This window comes from Streptomyces torulosus, assembly GCF_001419765.1.
GTDB lineage: Bacteria > Actinomycetota > Actinomycetes > Streptomycetales > Streptomycetaceae > Streptomyces > Streptomyces torulosus.
Genome location: NZ_LIRK01000191.1, coordinates 16,839 through 35,661 on the forward strand (window position 1 = coordinate 16,839; position 18,823 = coordinate 35,661).

An 18,823-nucleotide genomic window follows, 5' to 3' on the forward strand; every position below is an offset into this window, starting at 1 on the left:
GCCGTGAACGACGCATTCCCCTTGCCCCAGGGCTACGAGATCTCCACCGACCCGACCCGACTCGACGTCGGACGCGTCCACCGCTGGCTGTCCTCCGACGCGTACTGGGCCCTCGGCCGGCCCCGCGAGAAGCAGGAACGCGCCATCGCCGGGTCGCTCAACTTCGGTGTGTACGAGACCACTTCGGGCGAGCAGGTGGCGTACGCGCGGGTGGTGACCGACGGGGCGACGTTCGCCTGGCTCTGCGACGTGTACGTGGATCCGGCCCTGCGCGGCAAGGGGATCGGCAAGGCGCTGGTGGGCGTCGTCCGCACCCACCTGGAACCGCTCGGGCTGCGCCGCGTCCTGCTCGCCACCCAGGACGCGCACACGGTCTACGAGCAGCTCGGCTTCCGCCCCCTCGTGCAACCGGACCGGTGGATGGCCCTCGTGTCCGAGTGAGCCGGGGGGCGGCCTCCGGGGAGCGCGCGGGTGGCTTCCGGCGAGGGCGCGGGTGGCTTCCGGCGAAGGGCGCGGGCCGTGTCCCGTGAGGGTCCGACGGTGTCTCGTAACCTATGGGTAACGCCTCTTGACCTGCTCAGTTCCGGCCACCACGATCTCCGCATGCATCTTCGGGTCACGTTCGTCGCCGCGGCGCGCTGCTCCTCGCTGCTCGCTGAGCGTTTCGAGGACGACCGGCCGCTGGACCAGGCCGGCTGGGACGAGGTGCAGCGCGCCGCCCACGAACTGGTGCCGTTGGCGGCGGCCGAGCTGCGCTACTGCTCGCCGACGCCCCGCAGTCGGGCCACCGGCGACGCCCTCGGGTACGCGCCGCTGGCGCAGCCCGCGCTGCGCGACTGCGACATGGGCCGCTGGCGCGGCTTCACCCTCGGCGAGGCCATGGCCCGGGAACCCTCGGCGGTGGACGCCTGGCTCGCCGACCCGCGCTGCACCCCGCACGGCGGTGAGTCCCTTCTGTCCTTCATCGCCCGGATAGGGAGCTGGCTCGACACCCGGCCGAAGGACGACGGCGGCCGGATCGTCGCCGTGGCCGAGCCCTCCGTGCTCCGCGCCGCCCTCGTCTACGCGCTCAAGGCGCCGCCGCCGACGTACTGGCACATGGACGTCCGCCCCCTGTCGACGCTCACCGTCGCGGGCCAGCCGGGCCGCTGGAACCTGCGGCTGGGCGCCGCCTAGGGCCCTTCTGACGGATCTCCGTGGGAGAAGGAGCGGCGTCCGGTGCGTGCTCTCGCCGTGCCGCGTGGAAGTCCTCGTAGCGGCGCTACGTGGGCTTTCGCGCGGTGCGGCGAGAGTGCGTGCCGGGGGCCGTGACGCCGCGGAGATCCATCAGAAGGGCCCTAGGTCGACCGGCGCGCGGGCCGCGCCGGCTCCCCGGGGTGTCCGGCCCGTGCGTAGTCGGTGACCAGGAGCTGCTCCTTCGTGGGGCCGCCGACGCGCCATGTCGTCCGCCAGTGGTCGTCGTCGTACACCTCGAACTCGCCCCGGTAGAGGTCGGCGGCGCACGGGTGGTCCGTCCGCCAGTGGCCCGAGGTCAGGTCCAGGTCGTGGAAGGGGCGGCCGTCGGCGAAGCGGACGTCCGCCGTGGCGGGGGTGGGGCCCGGCAGGAAGCGCAGGGTGCGTTCCGCGGGGCGGGGGGCGCCCTGCCAGACGAAGATCCCGGCCTCCCGGTGGAACAGGCCGCCCCCGTCCAGCGGGCCGAAAACCGTCGTACCGGAGAACTCGCCCGTCGCACCGCTCACGAGATCCCGCACCACGCGGGTGACCTGCCAGCTCCCGGACAGATAACCCAGCACATCGGGCACTGACCGGAACTCGCCCATACCGGGCCTCCCTTGAGTCACATGGGTGGCCGCACGCCCCATTGACGCCTCCCGGCCTCCTCCCTATCTTGCCGTTCGATGTGCTGATCATTGCCTGATATTTCGAACAACTCTCGACCCCCACCACGAGCCGCGGAGTATCCATGTCACGCAGCACCCGCACCCGTTGGAGACTCGGCCTCACCGCCACCGCCTTCCTGGTGGCGGCGGCCTCGGTCCCGGCCCCCGCCCACGCCGAGGACGTCACCGACTACACGATCACCGTCGACCCCACCGCCAAGGGCGCCAGGATCGACGACACGATGTACGGCGTCTTCTTCGAGGACATCAACCGGGCCGCCGACGGCGGCCTCTACGCCGAACTCGTCCAGAACCGGTCCTTCGAGTACTCCACCGCCGACAACCGCGCGTACACCCCCCTCACCTCCTGGACGGTCGACGGCTCGGCCCAGGCCCTGAACGACAGCGGCCGGCTCAACGACCGCAACCGCGTCTACCTCTCCCTGGGCGCAGGTTCGGCCGTCACGAACACGGGCTACAACACCGGCATACGCGTCGAGAAGGGCAAGAAGTACGACTTCTCGGTGTGGGCGCGGCCCGAGAGCGGTACGACCCTGACCGTCACCCTGAAGGACGCCGACGGCACGCTGGCGAAGGCCCGTCGGGTGGCCGTCGCGGCCGGCGGCTGGGCCAAGTACCGCGTCGTCCTGAAGGCGACCCGGACCAGTTCCGACGGCCGCCTCGCCGTCGCCACCTCCGGTGCCGCCGCCCTCGACGAGGTGTCCCTCTTCCCTCGCGACACTTACAAGGGCCGCCGGAACGGTCTGCGCAAGGACCTCGCCCAGAAGATCGCCGCCCTGAAGCCGGGCTTCCTGCGCTTCCCCGGCGGCTGCCTCGTCAACACCGGCTCCATGAAGGACTACAGCGAGGCCTCGAACTGGGAGCGCACCCGCGCATACCAGTGGAAGGACACGATCGGCCCGGTCGAGCGACGGGCCACCAACGCCAACTTCTGGGGCTACAACCAGTCCTACGGCCTCGGCTACTACGAGTACTTCCAGTTCGCCGAGGACATCGGCGCGATGCCGCTGCCCGTCGTGCCCGCCCTCGTCACCGGCTGCGGCCAGAACAAGGCCACCGACGACGAGGCCCTGCTCCAGCGGCACATCCAGGACACGCTCGACCTGATCGAGTTCGCCAACGGGCCCGCCACCAGCGAATGGGGCCGCGTGCGGGCCCGGATGGGCCACCCGAAACCCTTCCACCTCACCCACCTCGGTGTCGGCAACGAGGAGAACCTGCCGAACGAGTTCTTCGCCCGCTTCCAGAAGTTCCGGGCCGCCATCGAGGCGAAGCACCCCGACATCAAGGTCGTGTCGAACTCCGGCCCCGACGACGCGGGCAGCACCTTCGACACCGCGTGGAAACTGAACCGCGAGGCGAACGTCGACATGGTCGACGAGCACTACTACAACAGCCCCCAGTGGTTCCTCCAGAACAACGACCGCTACGACTCCTACGACCGCAAGGGCCCGAAGGTCTTCCTCGGTGAGTACGCCTCCTGGGGCAACGCCTTCAAGAACGCCCTCGCCGAGGCCGCGTTCATGACCGGCCTGGAACGCAACGCCGACGTCGTCAAGCTGGCCTCCTACGCGCCGCTCCTCGCCAACGAGGACTATGTGCAGTGGAGCCCCGACATGATCTGGTTCAACAACCACGCGTCCTGGGGTTCGGCCAACTACGAGACGCAGAAGCTGTTCATGAACAACGTCGGGGACCGGGTCGTCCCCTCGACGGCCACCGGGACCCCCGCGGTCAGCGGCCCCATCTCGGGAGCCGTGGGCCTGTCCACGTGGGCCACGACCGCCGCGTACGACGACGTGAAGGTCACGGGCGCCGACGGGGCGACCCTCCTCAGCGACGACTTCAGCGGGGACGCCTCGCAGTGGACCCACACCGGTCGCGGCAGCTGGACCGTGCGGGACGGGCAGTACGTGCAGACCGATGTGGCCGCCGAGAACACGATGGTCTCGGCCGGTGACCCGTCCTGGCACGACTACGACCTGAAGGTGAAGGCCACGAAGAAGTCCGGCAAGGAGGGCTTCCTCGTCGCCTTCGGCGTCAAGGACACCGGCAACTACTACTGGTGGAACCTCGGCGGGTGGAACAACACGACCAGCGCGGTGGAGCAGGCCGTCGACGGCGGCAAGTCGTCGTTGATCTCCAAGCCGGGGACGATCGAGACGGGCCGCGCGTACGACATCGAGGTCAAGGTGCGGGGCCGCAAGGTGACCCTGCTGCTCGACGGCCAGGAGTGGGGCAGCTTCACCGACGACAAGCCGGCGGAGCCGTTCCGGCAGGTGGTGACGCGGGACGCCAGGACCGGTGACCTGATCGTCAAGGTCGTCAACGCGCAGCCGGTCGCCGCGCGTACGGCCGTGGACCTCGGGGGTGCGAAGGTGCGGGGTACGGCGCGGGTGACCACGCTCGCGGCGGCGCCGGACGCCGTGAACACGGAGACGGCTACGCCGGTCGCGCCGGTGACGTCGACGTTCCGTGGGGTGGCGAGGGAGTTCAGCTATACGTTTCCGGCGAACTCGGTGACGTTCCTTCGGATCAAGAAGCGGTGAGGAGGGACGGCCGCCGGGTCTGAGGTCCGGCCGCGGGTGCGTGGGAGCTGGTCGCGCGGTTCCCCGCACCCCTTTCCGGGCCTGCGGCCCGATCCAGGGGCCTGCGGCCCAACTCGGGGGCCGCGGTCCATGGGTTACGAGCGGCGGCGGGGCTTTCCTGGCCTGCCGCCGCTCTTCGACGTTCTGGTGCCGCCCGAGCCGGATCGGGGGTTGCGGGCGGTCGGCTTTCCGGTGCTGGGCTGGCGGCGGGTGCCGGCGGCGGGCTGGCGCTTCGGCTTCGGCTGCTGCTTCTCCTCCGAGGGCTTGGGGCGGCCCCGGGAGCTGTTGACCGTACGGCCCCGGACGATGCCGATGAAGTCCTCGACCATGTCCGTGGTCGCGTCCTGCGGCCAGGACAGGGCGACCCGGGACTCGGGGGCGTCGGTCAGCGGGCGGTACGTCAGATCCTTGCGGTGGTGCAGGCGGGCCAGCGACTGCGGGACGACGAGGAGCCCGATCCCGGCCGCCACCAGCTCGATCGCGTCCGCCGTGGTGGCGGGGCGCTCGAACGCCGGCTGCCCCGGAGGGCGCTCCCAGTCGAGGGTGTCGTCGAGGGGGTGCAGCACCACCTCGTCCGCCAGATCCTCCGTGGACACCTCGTCGACGGCCGCGACGACATGGTCCTTCGGGACCACCACCACCGTGGCCTCGGTGTAGAGGGGGATCGCGCTGAGGTCGGCCCCGTCCACCGGCAGCCGGACGAACCCGGCGTCCGCCTCGCCGCCCCGCAGCGCGCCCAGCGCCTCGGCGGCCGACACCTGGACCAGGGTGAGGGGAATGTCGGGCAACCGCTCGTTCCAGATCCGCACCCACTTCGTGGGCGTCACTCCCGGAACGTACGCGAGCCGGAACGAGGGCGATGCATCCGAACCTGTCACACGACCAGGCTATCGGGCCGGACCGCCGCCCCCGCTCTCCGGGCGTGGTCAGCGATGGCGCACATGCTCGATACCCTGGACACCATGACGTCGCACCAGACCGCACCCCAGACCATGAAGCCCGCGACCGCGGCGAAGAAGCTGGGTGTGTACCTCGAAGCCACCCCCGCCGAGTTCCGGGAGGGCGTCGTCTCGCGCGCCGAACTGAACGCGCTCCAGGCCGACCCGCCGGCCTGGCTGCAGGAGCTGCGCCGCAACGGCCCGCACCCCCGCCCGGTCGTCGCCGCCAAGCTGGGCGTCTCCATCGCGGGACTGGCCCGCGCCGGGGTCACCGAGGCCCTCACCACCGAGCAGATCGAGGCGCTGAAGGACGAGAGCCCTGAGTGGCTCCAGCGCGAGCGCGCCACCCAGGCCGAGGTCCGCAAGGAAGGCGCCCGCATCAAGAAGCGCAACGCCGAGCGGGCGGCGGAACGCCCCTAGGGGCAGCGGGCCCCGCGGTGGGCCGCTCTCGGCGGGCGTCTCTCAGAGCGTGAGCACCGGCCGTACGGTGAAGTCCTCGTAGAGGTCCTCGCCGTCCTCCCCGTACACGAACTCCGCCATCGACGGGTTGACGTTCGACGTGGCCAGGGGCAGCCAGCCGAGCAGACGGCCGTAGCCGCCGCACACGGACTCGCCGCCGTCGCCGCCACGCACCACCGAGGGGTCGCTCGTGAGCTCCGTCGTGTACGTGTCGTACGCGATGCGCAGGCCGAAGGCGTTCGGTTCGTGCTGGGGGCCCGTGGGGTCGTCGTAGGGGACGCGGTCCAGGGGGCAGTCGTCGCCCCAGCGGAACAGGGTGCTGGCGCCCGCACCGCAGGCGTGCTCCCACTCGTCCGAGGTAGGCATGCGCAGACCGCGCGCCGCCAGGACGGCCGGTGTCTCCGCGGGCGGCTCCGTCAGATGCTCGCCCTCCACCGCCATGAGCACGGCGTCCAGCACCACGTCACGGCGAGGACTGAGCACCTGCGCGAGGTGTTCCCGAAGGTCGCTGTCGTACCCGTATCCCCCGGCCACGCTCCGGGCGTAGTCCGCCGACTGCTCGGGCGTCGGCCGCCAGCCGGCGGCGTCGAAGCCGAGCGTGACCCGGCCGCCCGGTATCAGGGCGAACTCCTGCCCGTCCCGCTCGATCAGCACACGGTGCAGTGGAGCACCGAGGTGCTCGACGGTGTCGACGCGGACCACCCGGCCGCCCACCTGGGCGGCGGCGTCCTGGGCGACCTGCCGCGCGATGGCCGGCGCGAAGGAGCGCCAAGTGTCGAGAGTGAGACCGGCGAGAGACATGCGACGCAGTGTGACATGGGGGTCGGACAATGCCCCGGCGGACGGTTGCGGCCGCGATGGGTCGGTCGGTCGAAAAGTCGTTCGGCAGCGGCCGTGCTCGGTGACAGGATGACCGCGGGGACACGGATGAAACACCGGTCACGAGGGTCATGAGGTCACGGGGTCATGGGGGCGCGGGTGGCGGGTTTCGCGGTGGAGGCGTTGGACGACGTGCCGTGGGAGCGGCTGGAGCCGGTGCTCGAACAACGTCCGACGACGGGCACGCGCGCGGCCCTGCGGAGGCTCGTGCTGAAGGGCGAGGCGGCGACCGAGGAGGACTGCTACCCGCTGTACGACTGCCTCGCGCTCGGCACCGGACGCCTGCCCTCCGTCAGCACCGCCGCGCTGCCGTTCGTCGCCGCCCTCGCCGGTGATCCGGCCTGCGGCGCGCGGCGCGAACTCGTCGGGATTCTGGTGAGCTTCGCCCGGTTGGCGGCCGAAGCCGAGCCGGGCCAGGTGGACGAGGCGTGGCACGAGGCATGGCGGCTCCAGCGGCCGGTGTTCCTGGCGCTGTTGGCGGACCCGGACCCCGAGGTGCGCAGGGAGGCCCTGCCCCTCGCCGGGGACGTCGGCCCACTGCTGGACCGCTGGCGGTCGGAGACGGACCCGACGGTGCGGCCGGCCGTCCTGCTGGAACTGGGGACCGCCGTCGGCGCCACCGGCCCGGAGGCGGCGGACCGGGTACGGGCGGTGGTGACCGAGGTGCTGCAGGCGGACGACCCCGTCCTGCGGGTCGCGGCCGTGCACGCCTGGGCCGCGTTCGATCCCGAGGCACCGGTGCGGGAACGGGACCTGCTGACGGAGATCCTCACCGACCCGGCGGTGCGACCGCTGTTCGAGGCCGCGTGGTACGTCCCTGACGTCGAGACGGCCTTCACCCGCGAGGACGTCGTCTCCTGGACGGTCGGCCTGTTCGCCCCCGTCCCCCCGACGATGCTCGACTTCGTCCTCGACCTCATCGAGGCGGCCCGCCGCAACGGCGACGCCCCGCTGTGCCGCGTCGCGCTCGACGAGGCGTGGCGGCTGCTGGTCCGGCGGCCGTCCGTGGCCGAGCGGCTGCTGCCGCACGCCGGCGCGCTGCTCGCCGACCGGGACGACGGCGTCCGCTACCGGGCCACCCACCTCCTCGCGGTACTGGGCCCCCGGGCGGCCCCCTACGCCGACAAACTCGCCGCCCTTCTCGACGACCGGGGCGAGGACCAGCACGACTTCCTGGAGGGCACCGTCGGCGACCACGCCCGCTGGGCGCTGACCCGCATCGGCGACCCGCGCGCCCTGCCGGGCCTGATCGCGCGACTGTACGCGCCCTACGAGGGGCAGTACTCGCGCGCCTACTGCTCGGGTGACCCCCGCCTGCCGGAGGTCGAGGACGTCCTGACCCCGCTCGCGGCGCACGCGGAGACCCTGGTGCCGGACATCCGCGCACTGCTCCGGAAGGACGGCAAGGGCGGCGGGCTGACCTGCTGCCTGCTCGGCGTCCTCACCGCGTGGGGTGAGGCGTCCGCGCCCGCCCTGCCCGAGGTCGTGGCCCTGCTGGACGACGCCCGGTACTCGCTGACCGCGATCGACGCGCTCGTGGCGATGGGACCGGCCGCGGCGTCCGCCGCACCCGAGGTGCGCCGCGCCACCGTCCTCGACCACCCGGGCAACCACCAGAAGGTGGCGTGGGCCGCCTCGGTCCTCGACGGTGACAGCGCGTCGGCGCTGCGGCTCGTGGGCGAGGCCGTGCTGACCGAGGAGGAGCCCTTCTACGGTCCCGTCCACCTGATCGGTCACTTCGGCCCGGCTGCCGCGCCCTACGCCGACCGGGTACGACAGCTCATGGAGCGCGGCGACGGCTGGCTGCGGCTGCGGTCCGCGATCGCGCTCGCGTCGATCACGGGCGAGGCGGAACCGAGCGTGTCCGTCCTCGGGGAGCACCTGCGGCCGATGGCCGACGGCGACGACTCCTACGGCTACTTCGTCGACGCACTGCGCGCCCTCGTCGCCATCGGCACGGTCACCGACGAAACCCGTGCGGTGCTGCGCCGGGTGCGGGACACCGACCGGAGGCTGGCGCCCCACGGGGACTACCGGACGATCCTGTTCGACGAGGAGATGCGGTCCCTGGTCGACGCGGTCCTCGCCCTGCCGTGACGTGGGGGAGGGGGGAACGCCGTCCTCGTCCCGCAGTGACGCGGGGGCGGCCGGGCCGCCCGTCGCTCAGGACGCCGCTTCGCTCCAGCGGGCCAGCGTGCCGCTCACGTCGTCGTAGGTGAGCCAGGTCCCGTCCCCGAGCGGGCGCACATAGCTGTCGACGTGGCCGGTGGGATACGTGATCGCGCCGCGTATCTCCAGGGTGTGCGCGTCGAGCAGCCAGTGGCGGCCCTCCGCCGGGTCGTCGTCGGCGGCGTCGATCGTCGAGGCGATGACCGTGTCGGCGTCGACGAAGCCGCCACCGTGGTCCCAGCAGGGCGGCTCGTCTTCGTCGTCGAGGTCTTCGTCGTCCTCGTCCTCGTCGTAGTCGCCGTCGAGGTCCGCCTCATAAAGGTCCCCGCCATCCCCGTCGTCTTCGTCGTCGAGGTCTGCCTCGCCGCCCCGCTCCGGCCGGGCCCCCGCCGCTTCGCCCTCGGCGAGCACCGTGCCGTCGAGGGCGTGCAGCCTCAGGTCCGTGCCGTGGTGCTCGGCGGTCAGGAAGCCGGGATGCGCCGGGTGGACGTCCGTCAGGTCGCGGTCCAGGGTCTCGTTCAGGTCCCAGGCGGTCAGCTCCTCGCCGTCCCAGCGGGCCCAGTGCAGCAGGAGGCCGTCCTGGCCCATGCCGATGCTCAGCCCCATGTGGACGCCGTCAGGGTGGGAGACGTGGTGGGAGCCGGAGGCCGCGCTGTCCAGCGGCAGCCGGGCCAGCTCACGCCCGTCCCGGGCGTCCAGGACGGCCCAGTACTCCTGCCCGCCGTGCTCCTCCGGCGCCACGACATGTGCCCAGACGAGCCGGCCGTCGTCGGATATGCGGCAGGACCCGTGCTCCAGCCCGTCGCACACCTCCTGCTCGTCCCCGGTGTGCGGGTGCCCGAGGAGCGGGCCCCAGCAGCCGTGCCGGTACTCCCACAGCGTCGCTCCGCCGGGGGCCACGGCCCGCACCGACCGCTGGCCAGAGAACACCGCGAACGACGCGTCGGCGCTCACCGAGTGGACGCCCCCGCGCCAGCCGGGCCAGGGCAGAGGAAAGACGGCGGTCGGTGCGCGGTCGGCGGCGAACAGCCCGGCCAGGTCGTGGACCTCCAGCGCGGGCCCGTTCCTCAGGAGGGCGCGATGCGGGCGGTCGGCACGACTGTCGAGGGCGAAGCCGTTGACCAGGGATCCACCGTTCGGCAACTGCACCGAGTCGCGCAGGCGGGCTGTGATCGACATGGCCCGAAGGTACGGCACCCCACTGACATCGGTGCCGGCCCTCAAGTCTCCGCCTGCGCGGACACCGCGCGGAAGCGGGTCAGGAGGGCCTGGACCTGTGGGGCCGCCGGGTCGAAGAACTGCCTGGCCAGCGGGGGCGGCACGGCCGGTCCGTGTATGCGGACCTCCTGGCACGTGAAGCAGAACGCGGCCTCGAACAGTGCCGTGTCGAGGGCGTCCCCGTAGGCCCGGACGCTCCACCCGGGCGAGAACCCGCACCGGTGCTGTTCGCCCCCCGACAGTTCCTCGATCAACGCCAGGGTGTCGGCGACCTCGCCCCCGGCCCAGTGCGCGACCACGCGGCCGGGCCAGGGGTCGTCCCTCTTCGCCGGAAGCGCGGAGATCTTGACGACCTCGATCAGCGCGGTGAGGGCGACGGCCTCGGCGGGGAGCTGCATGCGCGCAGTCTGCCGTGGCCGGCCCCCACGGAGAACCGCCGTGCGTGCTTGACACAACGTCCGAACCTTCTGTCCGCAATGGACAGTTCACGCATGGGCTCCGAGCGGGGTCCCGGCGACACTCGACGAGCCGGTCTTTCCGGCACTTCGTGGCGCAGTCCACACCCACCTGTCCGCGGTAAAGGAAAAGCATGTCGCTCCTGAAGACCATCGACACCGACCCGTCCTTCGCACCCAAGGAGTCCGGTCCGCTGCCGGAACGCCTGATCTCCGGCGACCCGACGTACAAGACCTGGGCACAGGACGACGCCCGTGGGGAAACGATCCACACGGGCGTCTGGGAGGCGACGCCCGGCGAGACGCGCTCGATCAAGGGCGAGACCTTCGAGTTCTGCCACATCCTTTCCGGCGTCGTCGAACTCACGCCGGAAGGCGGCGAGCCGGTGATCTACAAGGCAGGCGACAGCTTTGTCATGAAGCCGGGCTTCGTCGGTGTCTGGAAGACCATCGAGACCGTGCGCAAGATCTATGTGACCGTGTCCTGACCCCGACGGCGCAGGTTGCCCTCGCCCGTAGAGACCTACCTCCGGCGAGGGCAACCCCGTCGATGGTCGTTTCGCCCACCTGTCAGCCTGCCTCGGCGACGGCCGCGCCGACTACTCGGCCGAGCACCGCCGCCACGGGGGCGAAGCGATGCGGTGACACCCGCTCAAGGGGAAGAGGCAAGCTGCCCTTGCTGCCGGTATTGCGATGGCGCGCATCCAACGTGCTTACGGAACACGCGGGCGAAGTGCTCCGGGTTAGGGAAACCGCAGCGCCTACCGACTTGAGATACTGGGTCATTGTCTACTGCGAGCAGATGGCAGGCAGCTTCGAGGCGCAACTCGGTGAGGTATTGCAGAGGTGTCTTTCCGGTCGCTGCGGAAAAACGACGCAGGAAGTGGTACCGGCTGAGTCCTGCTTCCTTGGCAAGCTGATCAAGCGTGATGTTCGAGGAGAAATTCGCGCTCATAAATGTTGTCACCGTTTGTAGCTGTTCCGGGCTAAGGCCTCCGGTGCGCGGTGAGGCGTCGCGGCGTGGATGGAGTAGATATTCAGCCAGGTAGTGGGCTGCACTCATGGCATAGCGCTCTCCTGCACCTGTCTTTCGGGCATGAAGTAGAGCCTGCGCCATGGATGCGACATGTGGATCGAAGGCGCGCAGTGTCTGTAATTCCGAAACATCACGGACAGGAGCGGTGGTGTGCGTGTCCAGTGCCCGCTGAAGGACTTCTACGGAAAGCTGGATATAAACGACTTCGAATGGGAGACGTCTGGGCGGTGTCCTGCTGAGCCGGATCAGGTTGTTGGGTGCGATCCGGCAGACCTCGCCAGGCCCGAGCGTGGTACCTAGCCAACCGCCATTCTCTCGACCTTCAATTTGACACACACCTCGTATTGGCGTGACGATGCCGAACCACTGATCCGGCAATTGGTATGTCCAGGTGCCGCTGTCGTGTCCTGCGGCACGCTCTTCCACAACGAGTTCCCGATAGGATTGGTCTCGGCACGTATTGATCACGTAGTTTTCCCTTGTGTGGGGTCGGGGAAACGAGGAGTGACAGGAGCCAGGTCCGTCAGCCTCAGGGCTGCAAAAACGGAACGGTCTACCTCTGTCGCTGGGCATCTCCGGCGCCAACTGCACGACAGCCTCGGCCTGAAGCCGCTCGTGCGCGGGATGCCACCGATCCGCTCACGCCGCGGTCCGCGCCGATGGCTCCGCAAGCGAGGCATCCGTCACCACATCGCCCGCAAAGGCATCGAGTCCTTGCAGCGGCTGGACCGCCACCGGTGGGTCGGCTGAGTGGACGGTGTCCTGGCCCACCGGGCTGCCGACGCCTGCAGCGCCGCTACGAGCCCAAAGCCGAGCACTTCCACGGGGCTGCCAGCCCGCGGCGATGCAATTGTGCTCTTATGCACCGATGCGTTGCGCGTTCAATCGCATCTCGTTTGTCCATGGTCATGGTTGTTTCCTCGGCGTTTCCTCAGGTCCGAGCGCGAGCCAGCATGCGCCGTCGAATGCCAAGGCTGCTGCGGGTGACCATGCTGGCAGGAGTGATCGGCGATTCAGGCGGTTCTGGTCGTTCAGCGGCTAAGTACAGGGAAACTGATCGCGAACCGTCGCGTCCGCTTGTCAGAGGGAGTCGAGGGTGCCCGTGAGGACGGCGGTGACGAGTTCGGTGCGGGAGCGCTTTCCGGTGCGGGCGAGCAGCCGGGTCAGGCGCCCGACGACCGCGTCCTCGTTGAGTCGCAGGATGGTGGCGATCTGGCGGGTGGTGAGCTGTTCGGCGAGCAGGGTGGCGAGCAGGTGGTCGTTCTCGGCGGTGGCCTGCTTGCGGCCGGGGATGGTGAGTCCGGCCTCGCGCAGCTTGGTCCTGGTGTGGAAGCGCCACAGGGCGGCACCGGTCATGCCGAACAGTTCGTATGCCTCGTACAGGGGCTTGCGCGGGCCCGCGCCCCCGTCGGCGGCTTCCAGGAGGGTGGTCGCCGTCTCGAAGGGCAGGCCGCGGGAGCGGGCCAGGTTCACCGCCTCGTGCAGGTGGTCGCGGGCGGTGTCGGGGGCCTCCTGGCGCAGGACCCGGGCCGAGGCCAGCAGGTACCTGAGCTGTGCCCGTCCGCTGCCTGTGCGGGAGGAGAGCTGCCCCAGGCTTTCCACGCAGGTCGCCGCCTCGGTGGTGCGTCCGGCCTCGACTGTCACCTCGGCCAGCAGGGCCCACAGCTCCTCTGTGGCGTAGGTCTGGTCGTGCTCCTGTGCAGCGGCGAGCCCGCGGCGCAGTGTTTTCTCGGCTGCGTCCATGTCGCCGAGGGCCATGAGCACTTCTGCTTCTGATGCGTTGAGCGCGCACTGCAGCGGACTCGTGCCGGGGACGCGCATTTCCTCGACTATCTGCAGGGCGCTGGTGACGCGGCCCCGAGCGAGGAGGATGGCCGCGGTCCTCGCGGGCATCAGAGAGTTGTCCGACACCGGGGTGGACTGGATCTCGTTGTTGGCCAGCAGTCGGCGGGCTGACTCCAGTGCCTGATCCCACCGGCCCGTAAGGTGGTGGAAGAGGAACTGGCTGAGCGGGGGCAGCGCTTGTACGGTCAGGCCGGCGGTCTCCAGCAGGTTGTGGGCGGCGTTGAGGTCGTAGCTGGTGAGCAGTTCGTCGAACATGCCGCTCGCCAGCGAGTACACCTTGCCAGGGGGCAGCTCGGGGGCGTCGTGCATGGTCAGTTCGCGCCGGTAGGATTCCGGTCGGCCCATGGCCAGGTCGGCCAGGGCTCTGAACCGGGCGAGCGCCGCGCGTGCGCGTGGGCTGGTGTTCCACACGGTCTCGGTCTGCTGGAGCAGGTGCGCTGCCTCCTGCCATCGCGAGAGGTGGCACAGGGCCAGGGCCTGGCCGCTCATCTTGGCCAGGGCGGGCACTGGCAGCCCGTCCCACCAGTAGGCGGTGGCGAACCGGGACATCGTGGCCCAGTCACGTTGGTTGGCCGTGACCGCCACGACCAGAAAGGCGGCCTCCTGCAGGTCGAGGTCGCTCAGCGCAGGTCCCGGGTTACGCAGCAGCGATTCCCCGGCGGCCCTTCCCGTGGCGTAGTCGCAGGCCAGGTAGGCGGTCGTCCCGTACTGCTGGAGGACGAGATCGCGGGCGTCGGCGTGCTCGGTCAGGTCACAGGCGGCCCGCAGCCACCGCAGGGCCCGCTCGTCATCGGTGCCGGGCCTCATCCGCCGTGCGGCAGCCGTCAGTTCGGCCACCGCACGCTCCCGGTCCACCAGGCTGCCCGCGTCCGCGACCCGGTCTGCCCGGTAGGCCGGCGCGTTCGCCTCGTCGAGAAGACCCGGCGCCGGGCGGATCACACATCCGGCGCTCTCCGCGTCCGCGTCCTTCCAGAGGACCTCGACCGCCGTGGCGGACAACCGGCTGCGGTCCACGGGGCTCAGCCGCTCCCGGACGGTGTGCCCTGTCAGCGGCAGCCGGAACGTCCAGCCCTCTGCCGTGGCGCCGTCCGGTCCGGGCTGTTCCTCGATGATGCCCGCCTCGACCAGGCGGCGGACACCGTCGTAGGCAGCGTCGGCGGACAGGCCGGCCCACGCCGCGGTCAGCTGCAGGGCCGGTCGGCCGAGCGGCCCCAGGATGCTCAACGCCGCGGCCACCGCACGACACGGCTCGCCCAGCGCGTCCACTGCCGTGACGAACCTGTCGTCGTCGGGCAGCACCGGTACCGGCGTCCTCGCGCCAAGAAAGGCGTGGCCGTCGGCGACCCGGATCCCGTCCCGGCGAGCCCAGCCTGCGAGCAGGGCCTCGACCGCCCCCGGGATGCCACGGGTCAACTCGCCCACCTGCCGGGCGAGGACGGCGTCGGGCTTTGCCCGCAACCACCGCGCGACCAGCGCGGTGACGTCATCCGGTCCCAGCGGGGACAGCTCCACCGTGCGGGCCCCCTCGACACCGGACAGCCGCTCCAGGAGGCCGGCCGGACCGTCGCAGCCTGACCCCCGGGCCTCTCCGGCCTTCCGTCCATGGCCTGAGGTGCCCAAGCCGACGGCGTCCGGCGCGCCCTCTCTCATGCCCCCTGGGCCCGGTGCGACGTGCCGCACTGCCGACACCACCAGCCGGACACCGGGCGCGAGCCGCGAGAAGTCGATGCGGCACAGCACGGCCAGGGAGTCGGGATCGGCATGCTGGACGTCGTCGACCATGATGGTGAGCGACGTGGCCTGGGTGAGGGAAGCGCGAAGCAATGCGTGCATCGCTGTGGGGTCACCCTGGTCGACGGCGGACAGCGCCCGCGTAACCAGCTTCCCGGCCGGCCGCTGCTGTGGCGAGGCGGATCGGTGCTCTTCGAGTGCCATGACCAGCCGCAGCGCCAGCAGCAGAGGCCGTTCACCGTCGCCAGGAACACAGTCCACCGCCAGCACGGCGGTCCCTTCTGGACGCAGCCGTCCGTCGACCGCCTTGAGGAACGCACTGCGGCCCACACCGGTTTCGCCTCGGACAAGGACCAGGCGGGGACCGTCAGGGTCGCTCAGGAAGTCGTGGCTCTGCTCCAACTCGCGCTCGCGGCCGAGCAGACTGTCGCCGGTACGGTCCAGTCGTGCGGGCGTACCCCAGCTGATCAGTCCGTTGGTTGCTGCCACTGTGCGGTACATCCTTGTTCAGAGATATGCCCGGGCGGACAGTGAACACGGCCACCGGCTGTGTGCCCGCACCCGGCCTTTCGTCGGTGCGCGGACATTATGAGCGTCGTCGCCACGCCATGAACCGTCAGGCCCTGTACGCGCCAACCTCCGGTGCGCCTGGAGTGCCGTACATTTCCAGCCGGGTAAAAGGAACGCAAAGTGGCGAGGAGCCGTCTCTCCTCGGGGTTGAGGAGAACGAGAGGAGCGGCAACCATGCGGCACCAGCGTGGAGCGGTCATCGGCAGGGACGGCGCGGTCCGCGACGTAGCGGAAGCCCTGCGCGCCACCGGGGAAGCGGCCCGGATCCTGCTGGTCACCGCTGAGGCCGGAATGGGCAAGACAACCGTCCTGGAGCAGGCTCGGCGTGCGGCAGCCCAGGCCGGCGCCGTAGTGGTGCGGCTCGGCTGGGAAGACGAAGACGCCGAGGACACGGCCGACGCGACGGTCCTCGACGCAGGCTGCGGCCTGACAGTCGAGGATCCCGACGGCTGCCTGCCGCCGCTCATGGCAGCCCGCCGAGCACAGTTGCGGGCCGCCGTGCGGGAGGGCGGGGCGAGCGCGCTGTCCGCCTTCTCCGAGGCGCTGACGGAGGCATCCCGCCAGACCCCGTTCGCGCTGGTTGTCGACGGCGTCGAGCGGATGCCGCAGCGTAGTGCCGATGCTTTGGCGCTGCTGCTGCGGGTCTTCCGCCCGCGAGGCGTACCCGTGGTGATGGCCGGGCGGCCGGGGCCCGCGGCGGAACCCGGCCGCGCCCGGCTGACGGCCGCGGCCGACCAGGTCCTCGAACTGCCCCCTCTGCAGCCTGCCGATGTCGCCACGCTCGTCGACGTCCACGTCACACGGCGGTTCGGCCGTCCGGCCGAATCCGCGTTGGCGGATGCTGTGTCGCGGGCGCTGGGCACGCTGGCGGGCAACCCCCGCGCCGCGTTGTCGGTGCTCGACGCGCTGGACGAGCAGGACTTGGTCGAACTCGACGGTCGGTTGTGCCTCACGCTGCCGGACAAGCGGCTGCGCTTGACCACCGGGGCGCCCGAGCTGCTCCGGTTCGGCTGGCCCGACACGCCCGCGGACCCCAAGACCATCAAGGCGGCGGTCGTCACCGCCTGTGTACTGGACCACGCCGAAGTGCACGTCGATGACGCGTTCACGATGATGCCATCTGCCGGAGCCCGGTCCCTTGAGTACACACTGGACCGCCTGATCAAGGACGGGATCCTGACCGTGGACCCGCAGGGCCGCCTGTCATTCGCCGTCCCGGCGCTCGCCGCGGCCTTGCGGACCCTGCCCATCCAGGGCGACGTGCAGGGCAACTCCGCCCGGTACATCAAGCGGTTGGCGGACGAGTTCGGTGCCGAAGCCACCGGCCGCGGCTACCCGAGGCTGGCCGATCGCGTCGCGGCCTCCGGCCCGCTCCTGGACGATGCCCTCGCCGTCCCGCTGCTGCTGGCCGCAGCCCGCCAGGAGGCCCGGACCAACTGGCCCCGATCGGCCCGCGCTTACGCGGCCGCGCTACACCGGCTCACACCACAGGACCAGCGCACCCATGGTGTGCTCCACGAGGCGAGCAGCCTGAGCCTGCGGCACGGCGACCACGAAGGGCTCCTGGCGCTCGGTAAGCCGCTGCTCGCCCTCCTGGACCCACCGCATACCGAACACACCGAGGACGTCGAGAAAACGGCCGGCCTGTCGAACATTGCCGCCGCATGGGTGTGGGCAGCCCTTCACGAACACCGAGCCCCTTGCGCCGATAGCGTCCACCGTCGCCTGGGCAAGGTCGCTGACCGGTTCCCCGCCGGGGCCGGGCTTGCGGCACTCGGCGGCCTCTACGGCATCGGCCCGCTGTCAGCTCGGCCGACAGCGGCCTCCCTCCATATCCTGGACACCTCCGGTCCCGGACACGTCCGCATGCCGCTGCCCAAGCCCACCGAACTCCGCCTGATGACCGCCGCGGTCGGCAGCCACACCGAACTGAGCCGCGCGCGGCAGCACATGCCCCCCGAGGCCATCGACGACCACACCCTGGACCAGCTGCGCGGCGCCGCCGCCTACGCAGACCTGGCCGGCGCTCTCGCAGCAGTCCTCGGCGACCGGTATGTCGCGGCACCCGAGGGCATCGCCGTCCAGTACCGGGGCATGGTGCGCGACTATCTGGCCGGGGATTGGGACGCCGCTCTGGCGGCCGCCCGCCGTATCGAGGTGCGCAGCCGCACCCACGCGGCGGCGGGCACCCCGCACCTGCCACGGGCGCTGGCAGCGGAGATCCACTGCACGCGCGGGGACGTCGCACGCGCCACAGCGTGGCTCGACCTGGTCCCCGACACCGCCACTCATCCCCTGGCCGCCCGGGCGCGGCTGGCGGTCCGGTACTGGTCGGGCCGACGAGAGGAGGCGCTGGACGAAGCCTGGCACGACGCTCGACTGGCACGAAAGAACGGTCAGCTCGCCGGTGTCGAGCGGCTGCTGCTGCGCATCCTGTCGCTCGCCGCCCGGTCGGATCAGCCGTACACGGTCCAACAGGCCCTGGAGGAAGTGGAAACCCTGCACGACGAGGCAGCCACCCCCATGACCCACGAGGCCCTCCTTCTCGCACGCGGCATCGCGCACCACGACGCGGACAGCGCGCTGACCGCCCACCGGTTGATCAAGCTCCGAGGCGACGTCTACCTGAGCGTCATCTGCTGCCTGTGCCTGACACACGTCGCCGACGACCCCCGGCGCTGGCTGACCGAGGCCATGGGCAACGCTCACACCCTCGGCCTGGGAGGCCCCTTCCGCACCGCAGTCACCCGTGCCGCGCAGCAGCGCGACATCCCCGTACCGAGACTTCGCCAAGGCCAAGAGAAGTTGACCGAACTCGACATCAGACTGGTGCGCATGGTCACTGACGGCGCGACCAACCGGCAGATCGCCGCAGAACTCGCCTGCAGCCCCAAAACGGTGGAACAGCGCCTGACACGACTGTTCCAGCGCACAGGCTCCCGCTCCCGGAGGGAACTCACCGCCGCCTGGCTCAACGGAAGCCTCACCCAGACAGCCTCAGGCCCCTCCAGCCTGGACGACCACTGAACCCTGT

The 18,823-nt window shown here is 70.9% G+C and carries 14 protein-coding genes and 1 pseudogene; 8 read left to right on the forward strand and 7 right to left on the reverse strand.

What is annotated here, in order from left to right:
- Positions 1–3: 3 nt before the first annotated feature.
- Entirely contained in the window at positions 4–441 is a 438-nt protein-coding gene (locus tag AOK23_RS14065; protein WP_055713055.1) for a GNAT family N-acetyltransferase, read from the forward strand.
- 162 nt (positions 442–603) lie between these two features.
- Positions 604–1,176: a histidine phosphatase family protein gene (locus AOK23_RS14070; protein ID WP_055713056.1), complete on the forward strand. Its 573-nt coding sequence runs from the start codon at positions 604–606 to the stop codon at positions 1,174–1,176.
- Between the two features lie 161 nt (positions 1,177–1,337).
- On the opposite strand, the gene AOK23_RS14075 is transcribed toward AOK23_RS14070, so the two are convergent.
- Positions 1,338–1,820, reverse strand: a complete 483-nt coding sequence (locus tag AOK23_RS14075; RefSeq protein WP_055713057.1) for a DUF6314 family protein — start codon at positions 1,818–1,820, stop codon at positions 1,338–1,340.
- Positions 1,821–1,963: 143 nt separating this feature from the next.
- Here AOK23_RS14075 and AOK23_RS14080 point away from each other — a divergent pair, with 143 nt between their 5' ends.
- Positions 1,964–4,450: an alpha-L-arabinofuranosidase C-terminal domain-containing protein gene (locus AOK23_RS14080; RefSeq protein ID WP_055713058.1), complete on the forward strand. Its 2,487-nt coding sequence runs from the start codon at positions 1,964–1,966 to the stop codon at positions 4,448–4,450.
- A gap of 134 nt (positions 4,451–4,584) precedes the next feature.
- Here AOK23_RS14080 and AOK23_RS14085 read toward each other — a convergent pair whose 3' ends face one another.
- Positions 4,585–5,367, reverse strand: coding sequence for a LysR substrate-binding domain-containing protein (locus AOK23_RS14085; protein ID WP_079049466.1), 783 nt, complete (start codon positions 5,365–5,367; stop codon positions 4,585–4,587).
- A gap of 84 nt (positions 5,368–5,451) precedes the next feature.
- On the opposite strand from AOK23_RS14085, the gene AOK23_RS14090 reads away from it, so the two are divergent.
- On the forward strand, positions 5,452–5,847 hold the full coding sequence (locus AOK23_RS14090; RefSeq protein ID WP_055516980.1) for a DUF5997 family protein: 396 nt from the start codon (positions 5,452–5,454) through the stop codon (positions 5,845–5,847).
- Positions 5,848–5,889: 42 nt separating this feature from the next.
- Here AOK23_RS14090 and AOK23_RS14095 read toward each other — a convergent pair whose 3' ends face one another.
- Positions 5,890–6,687, reverse strand: a complete 798-nt coding sequence (locus AOK23_RS14095; protein WP_055713060.1) for a hypothetical protein — start codon at positions 6,685–6,687, stop codon at positions 5,890–5,892.
- A 165-nt stretch (positions 6,688–6,852) separates the two neighbouring features.
- Here AOK23_RS14095 and AOK23_RS14100 point away from each other — a divergent pair, with 165 nt between their 5' ends.
- Complete coding sequence (locus tag AOK23_RS14100) at positions 6,853–8,862, forward strand: hypothetical protein (RefSeq protein ID WP_055713061.1); 2,010 nt, start codon at positions 6,853–6,855, stop codon at positions 8,860–8,862.
- A 66-nt stretch (positions 8,863–8,928) separates the two neighbouring features.
- Here AOK23_RS14100 and AOK23_RS14105 read toward each other — a convergent pair whose 3' ends face one another.
- Positions 8,929–10,113, reverse strand: a complete 1,185-nt coding sequence (locus AOK23_RS14105; protein WP_055713062.1) for a hypothetical protein — start codon at positions 10,111–10,113, stop codon at positions 8,929–8,931.
- Positions 10,114–10,154: 41 nt separating this feature from the next.
- Positions 10,155–10,550 carry a hypothetical protein gene (locus AOK23_RS14110; RefSeq protein WP_055713063.1) on the reverse strand — a complete coding sequence of 132 codons (396 nt, stop codon included), beginning with the start codon at positions 10,548–10,550 and terminating at the stop codon, positions 10,155–10,157.
- Positions 10,551–10,741: 191 nt separating this feature from the next.
- Between AOK23_RS14110 and AOK23_RS14115 the strand changes: the two genes are divergently transcribed.
- Positions 10,742–11,095, forward strand: coding sequence for a cupin domain-containing protein (locus tag AOK23_RS14115; RefSeq protein ID WP_055713064.1), 354 nt, complete (start codon positions 10,742–10,744; stop codon positions 11,093–11,095).
- 164 nt (positions 11,096–11,259) lie between these two features.
- On the opposite strand, the gene AOK23_RS44940 is transcribed toward AOK23_RS14115, so the two are convergent.
- Positions 11,260–12,069 carry a helix-turn-helix domain-containing protein gene (locus AOK23_RS44940; protein ID WP_157878029.1) on the reverse strand — a complete coding sequence of 270 codons (810 nt, stop codon included), beginning with the start codon at positions 12,067–12,069 and terminating at the stop codon, positions 11,260–11,262.
- A 109-nt stretch (positions 12,070–12,178) separates the two neighbouring features.
- On the opposite strand from AOK23_RS44940, the pseudogene AOK23_RS48430 reads away from it, so the two are divergent.
- A pseudogene (locus tag AOK23_RS48430) lies at positions 12,179–12,464 on the forward strand (transposase family protein); the annotation flags it as partial.
- Positions 12,465–12,723: 259 nt separating this feature from the next.
- Here AOK23_RS48430 and AOK23_RS14120 read toward each other — a convergent pair.
- Positions 12,724–15,708, reverse strand: a complete 2,985-nt coding sequence (locus AOK23_RS14120) for an AAA family ATPase (protein WP_240496382.1) — start codon at positions 15,706–15,708, stop codon at positions 12,724–12,726.
- Positions 15,709–15,963: 255 nt separating this feature from the next.
- Between AOK23_RS14120 and AOK23_RS14125 the strand changes: the two genes are divergently transcribed.
- Positions 15,964–18,816 (forward strand): LuxR family transcriptional regulator, encoded by a 2,853-nt coding sequence (locus tag AOK23_RS14125; RefSeq protein ID WP_055713066.1) that lies wholly within the window; start codon positions 15,964–15,966, stop codon positions 18,814–18,816.
- Positions 18,817–18,823 lie beyond the last annotated feature (7 nt).

Excerpts from the sequence above, each read along its gene's own strand:
- AOK23_RS14095 (WP_055713060.1), bottom strand. The coding sequence starts at position 6,687 with ATGTCTCTCGCCGGTCTCACTCTCGACACTTGGCGCTCCTTCGCGCCG.
- AOK23_RS14100 (WP_055713061.1), top strand. The coding sequence starts at position 6,853 with ATGGGGGCGCGGGTGGCGGGTTTCGCGGTGGAGGCGTTGGACGACGTG.
- AOK23_RS14115 (WP_055713064.1), top strand. The coding sequence starts at position 10,742 with ATGTCGCTCCTGAAGACCATCGACACCGACCCGTCCTTCGCACCCAAG.
- AOK23_RS14070 (WP_055713056.1), top strand. The coding sequence starts at position 604 with ATGCATCTTCGGGTCACGTTCGTCGCCGCGGCGCGCTGCTCCTCGCTG.
- AOK23_RS14075 (WP_055713057.1), bottom strand. The coding sequence starts at position 1,820 with ATGGGCGAGTTCCGGTCAGTGCCCGATGTGCTGGGTTATCTGTCCGGG.
- AOK23_RS14125 (WP_055713066.1), top strand. The coding sequence starts at position 15,964 with ATGCGGCACCAGCGTGGAGCGGTCATCGGCAGGGACGGCGCGGTCCGC.
- AOK23_RS14105 (WP_055713062.1), bottom strand. The coding sequence starts at position 10,113 with ATGTCGATCACAGCCCGCCTGCGCGACTCGGTGCAGTTGCCGAACGGT.
- AOK23_RS14090 (WP_055516980.1), top strand. The coding sequence starts at position 5,452 with ATGACGTCGCACCAGACCGCACCCCAGACCATGAAGCCCGCGACCGCG.
- AOK23_RS14110 (WP_055713063.1), bottom strand. The coding sequence starts at position 10,550 with ATGCAGCTCCCCGCCGAGGCCGTCGCCCTCACCGCGCTGATCGAGGTC.
- AOK23_RS14080 (WP_055713058.1), top strand. The coding sequence starts at position 1,964 with ATGTCACGCAGCACCCGCACCCGTTGGAGACTCGGCCTCACCGCCACC.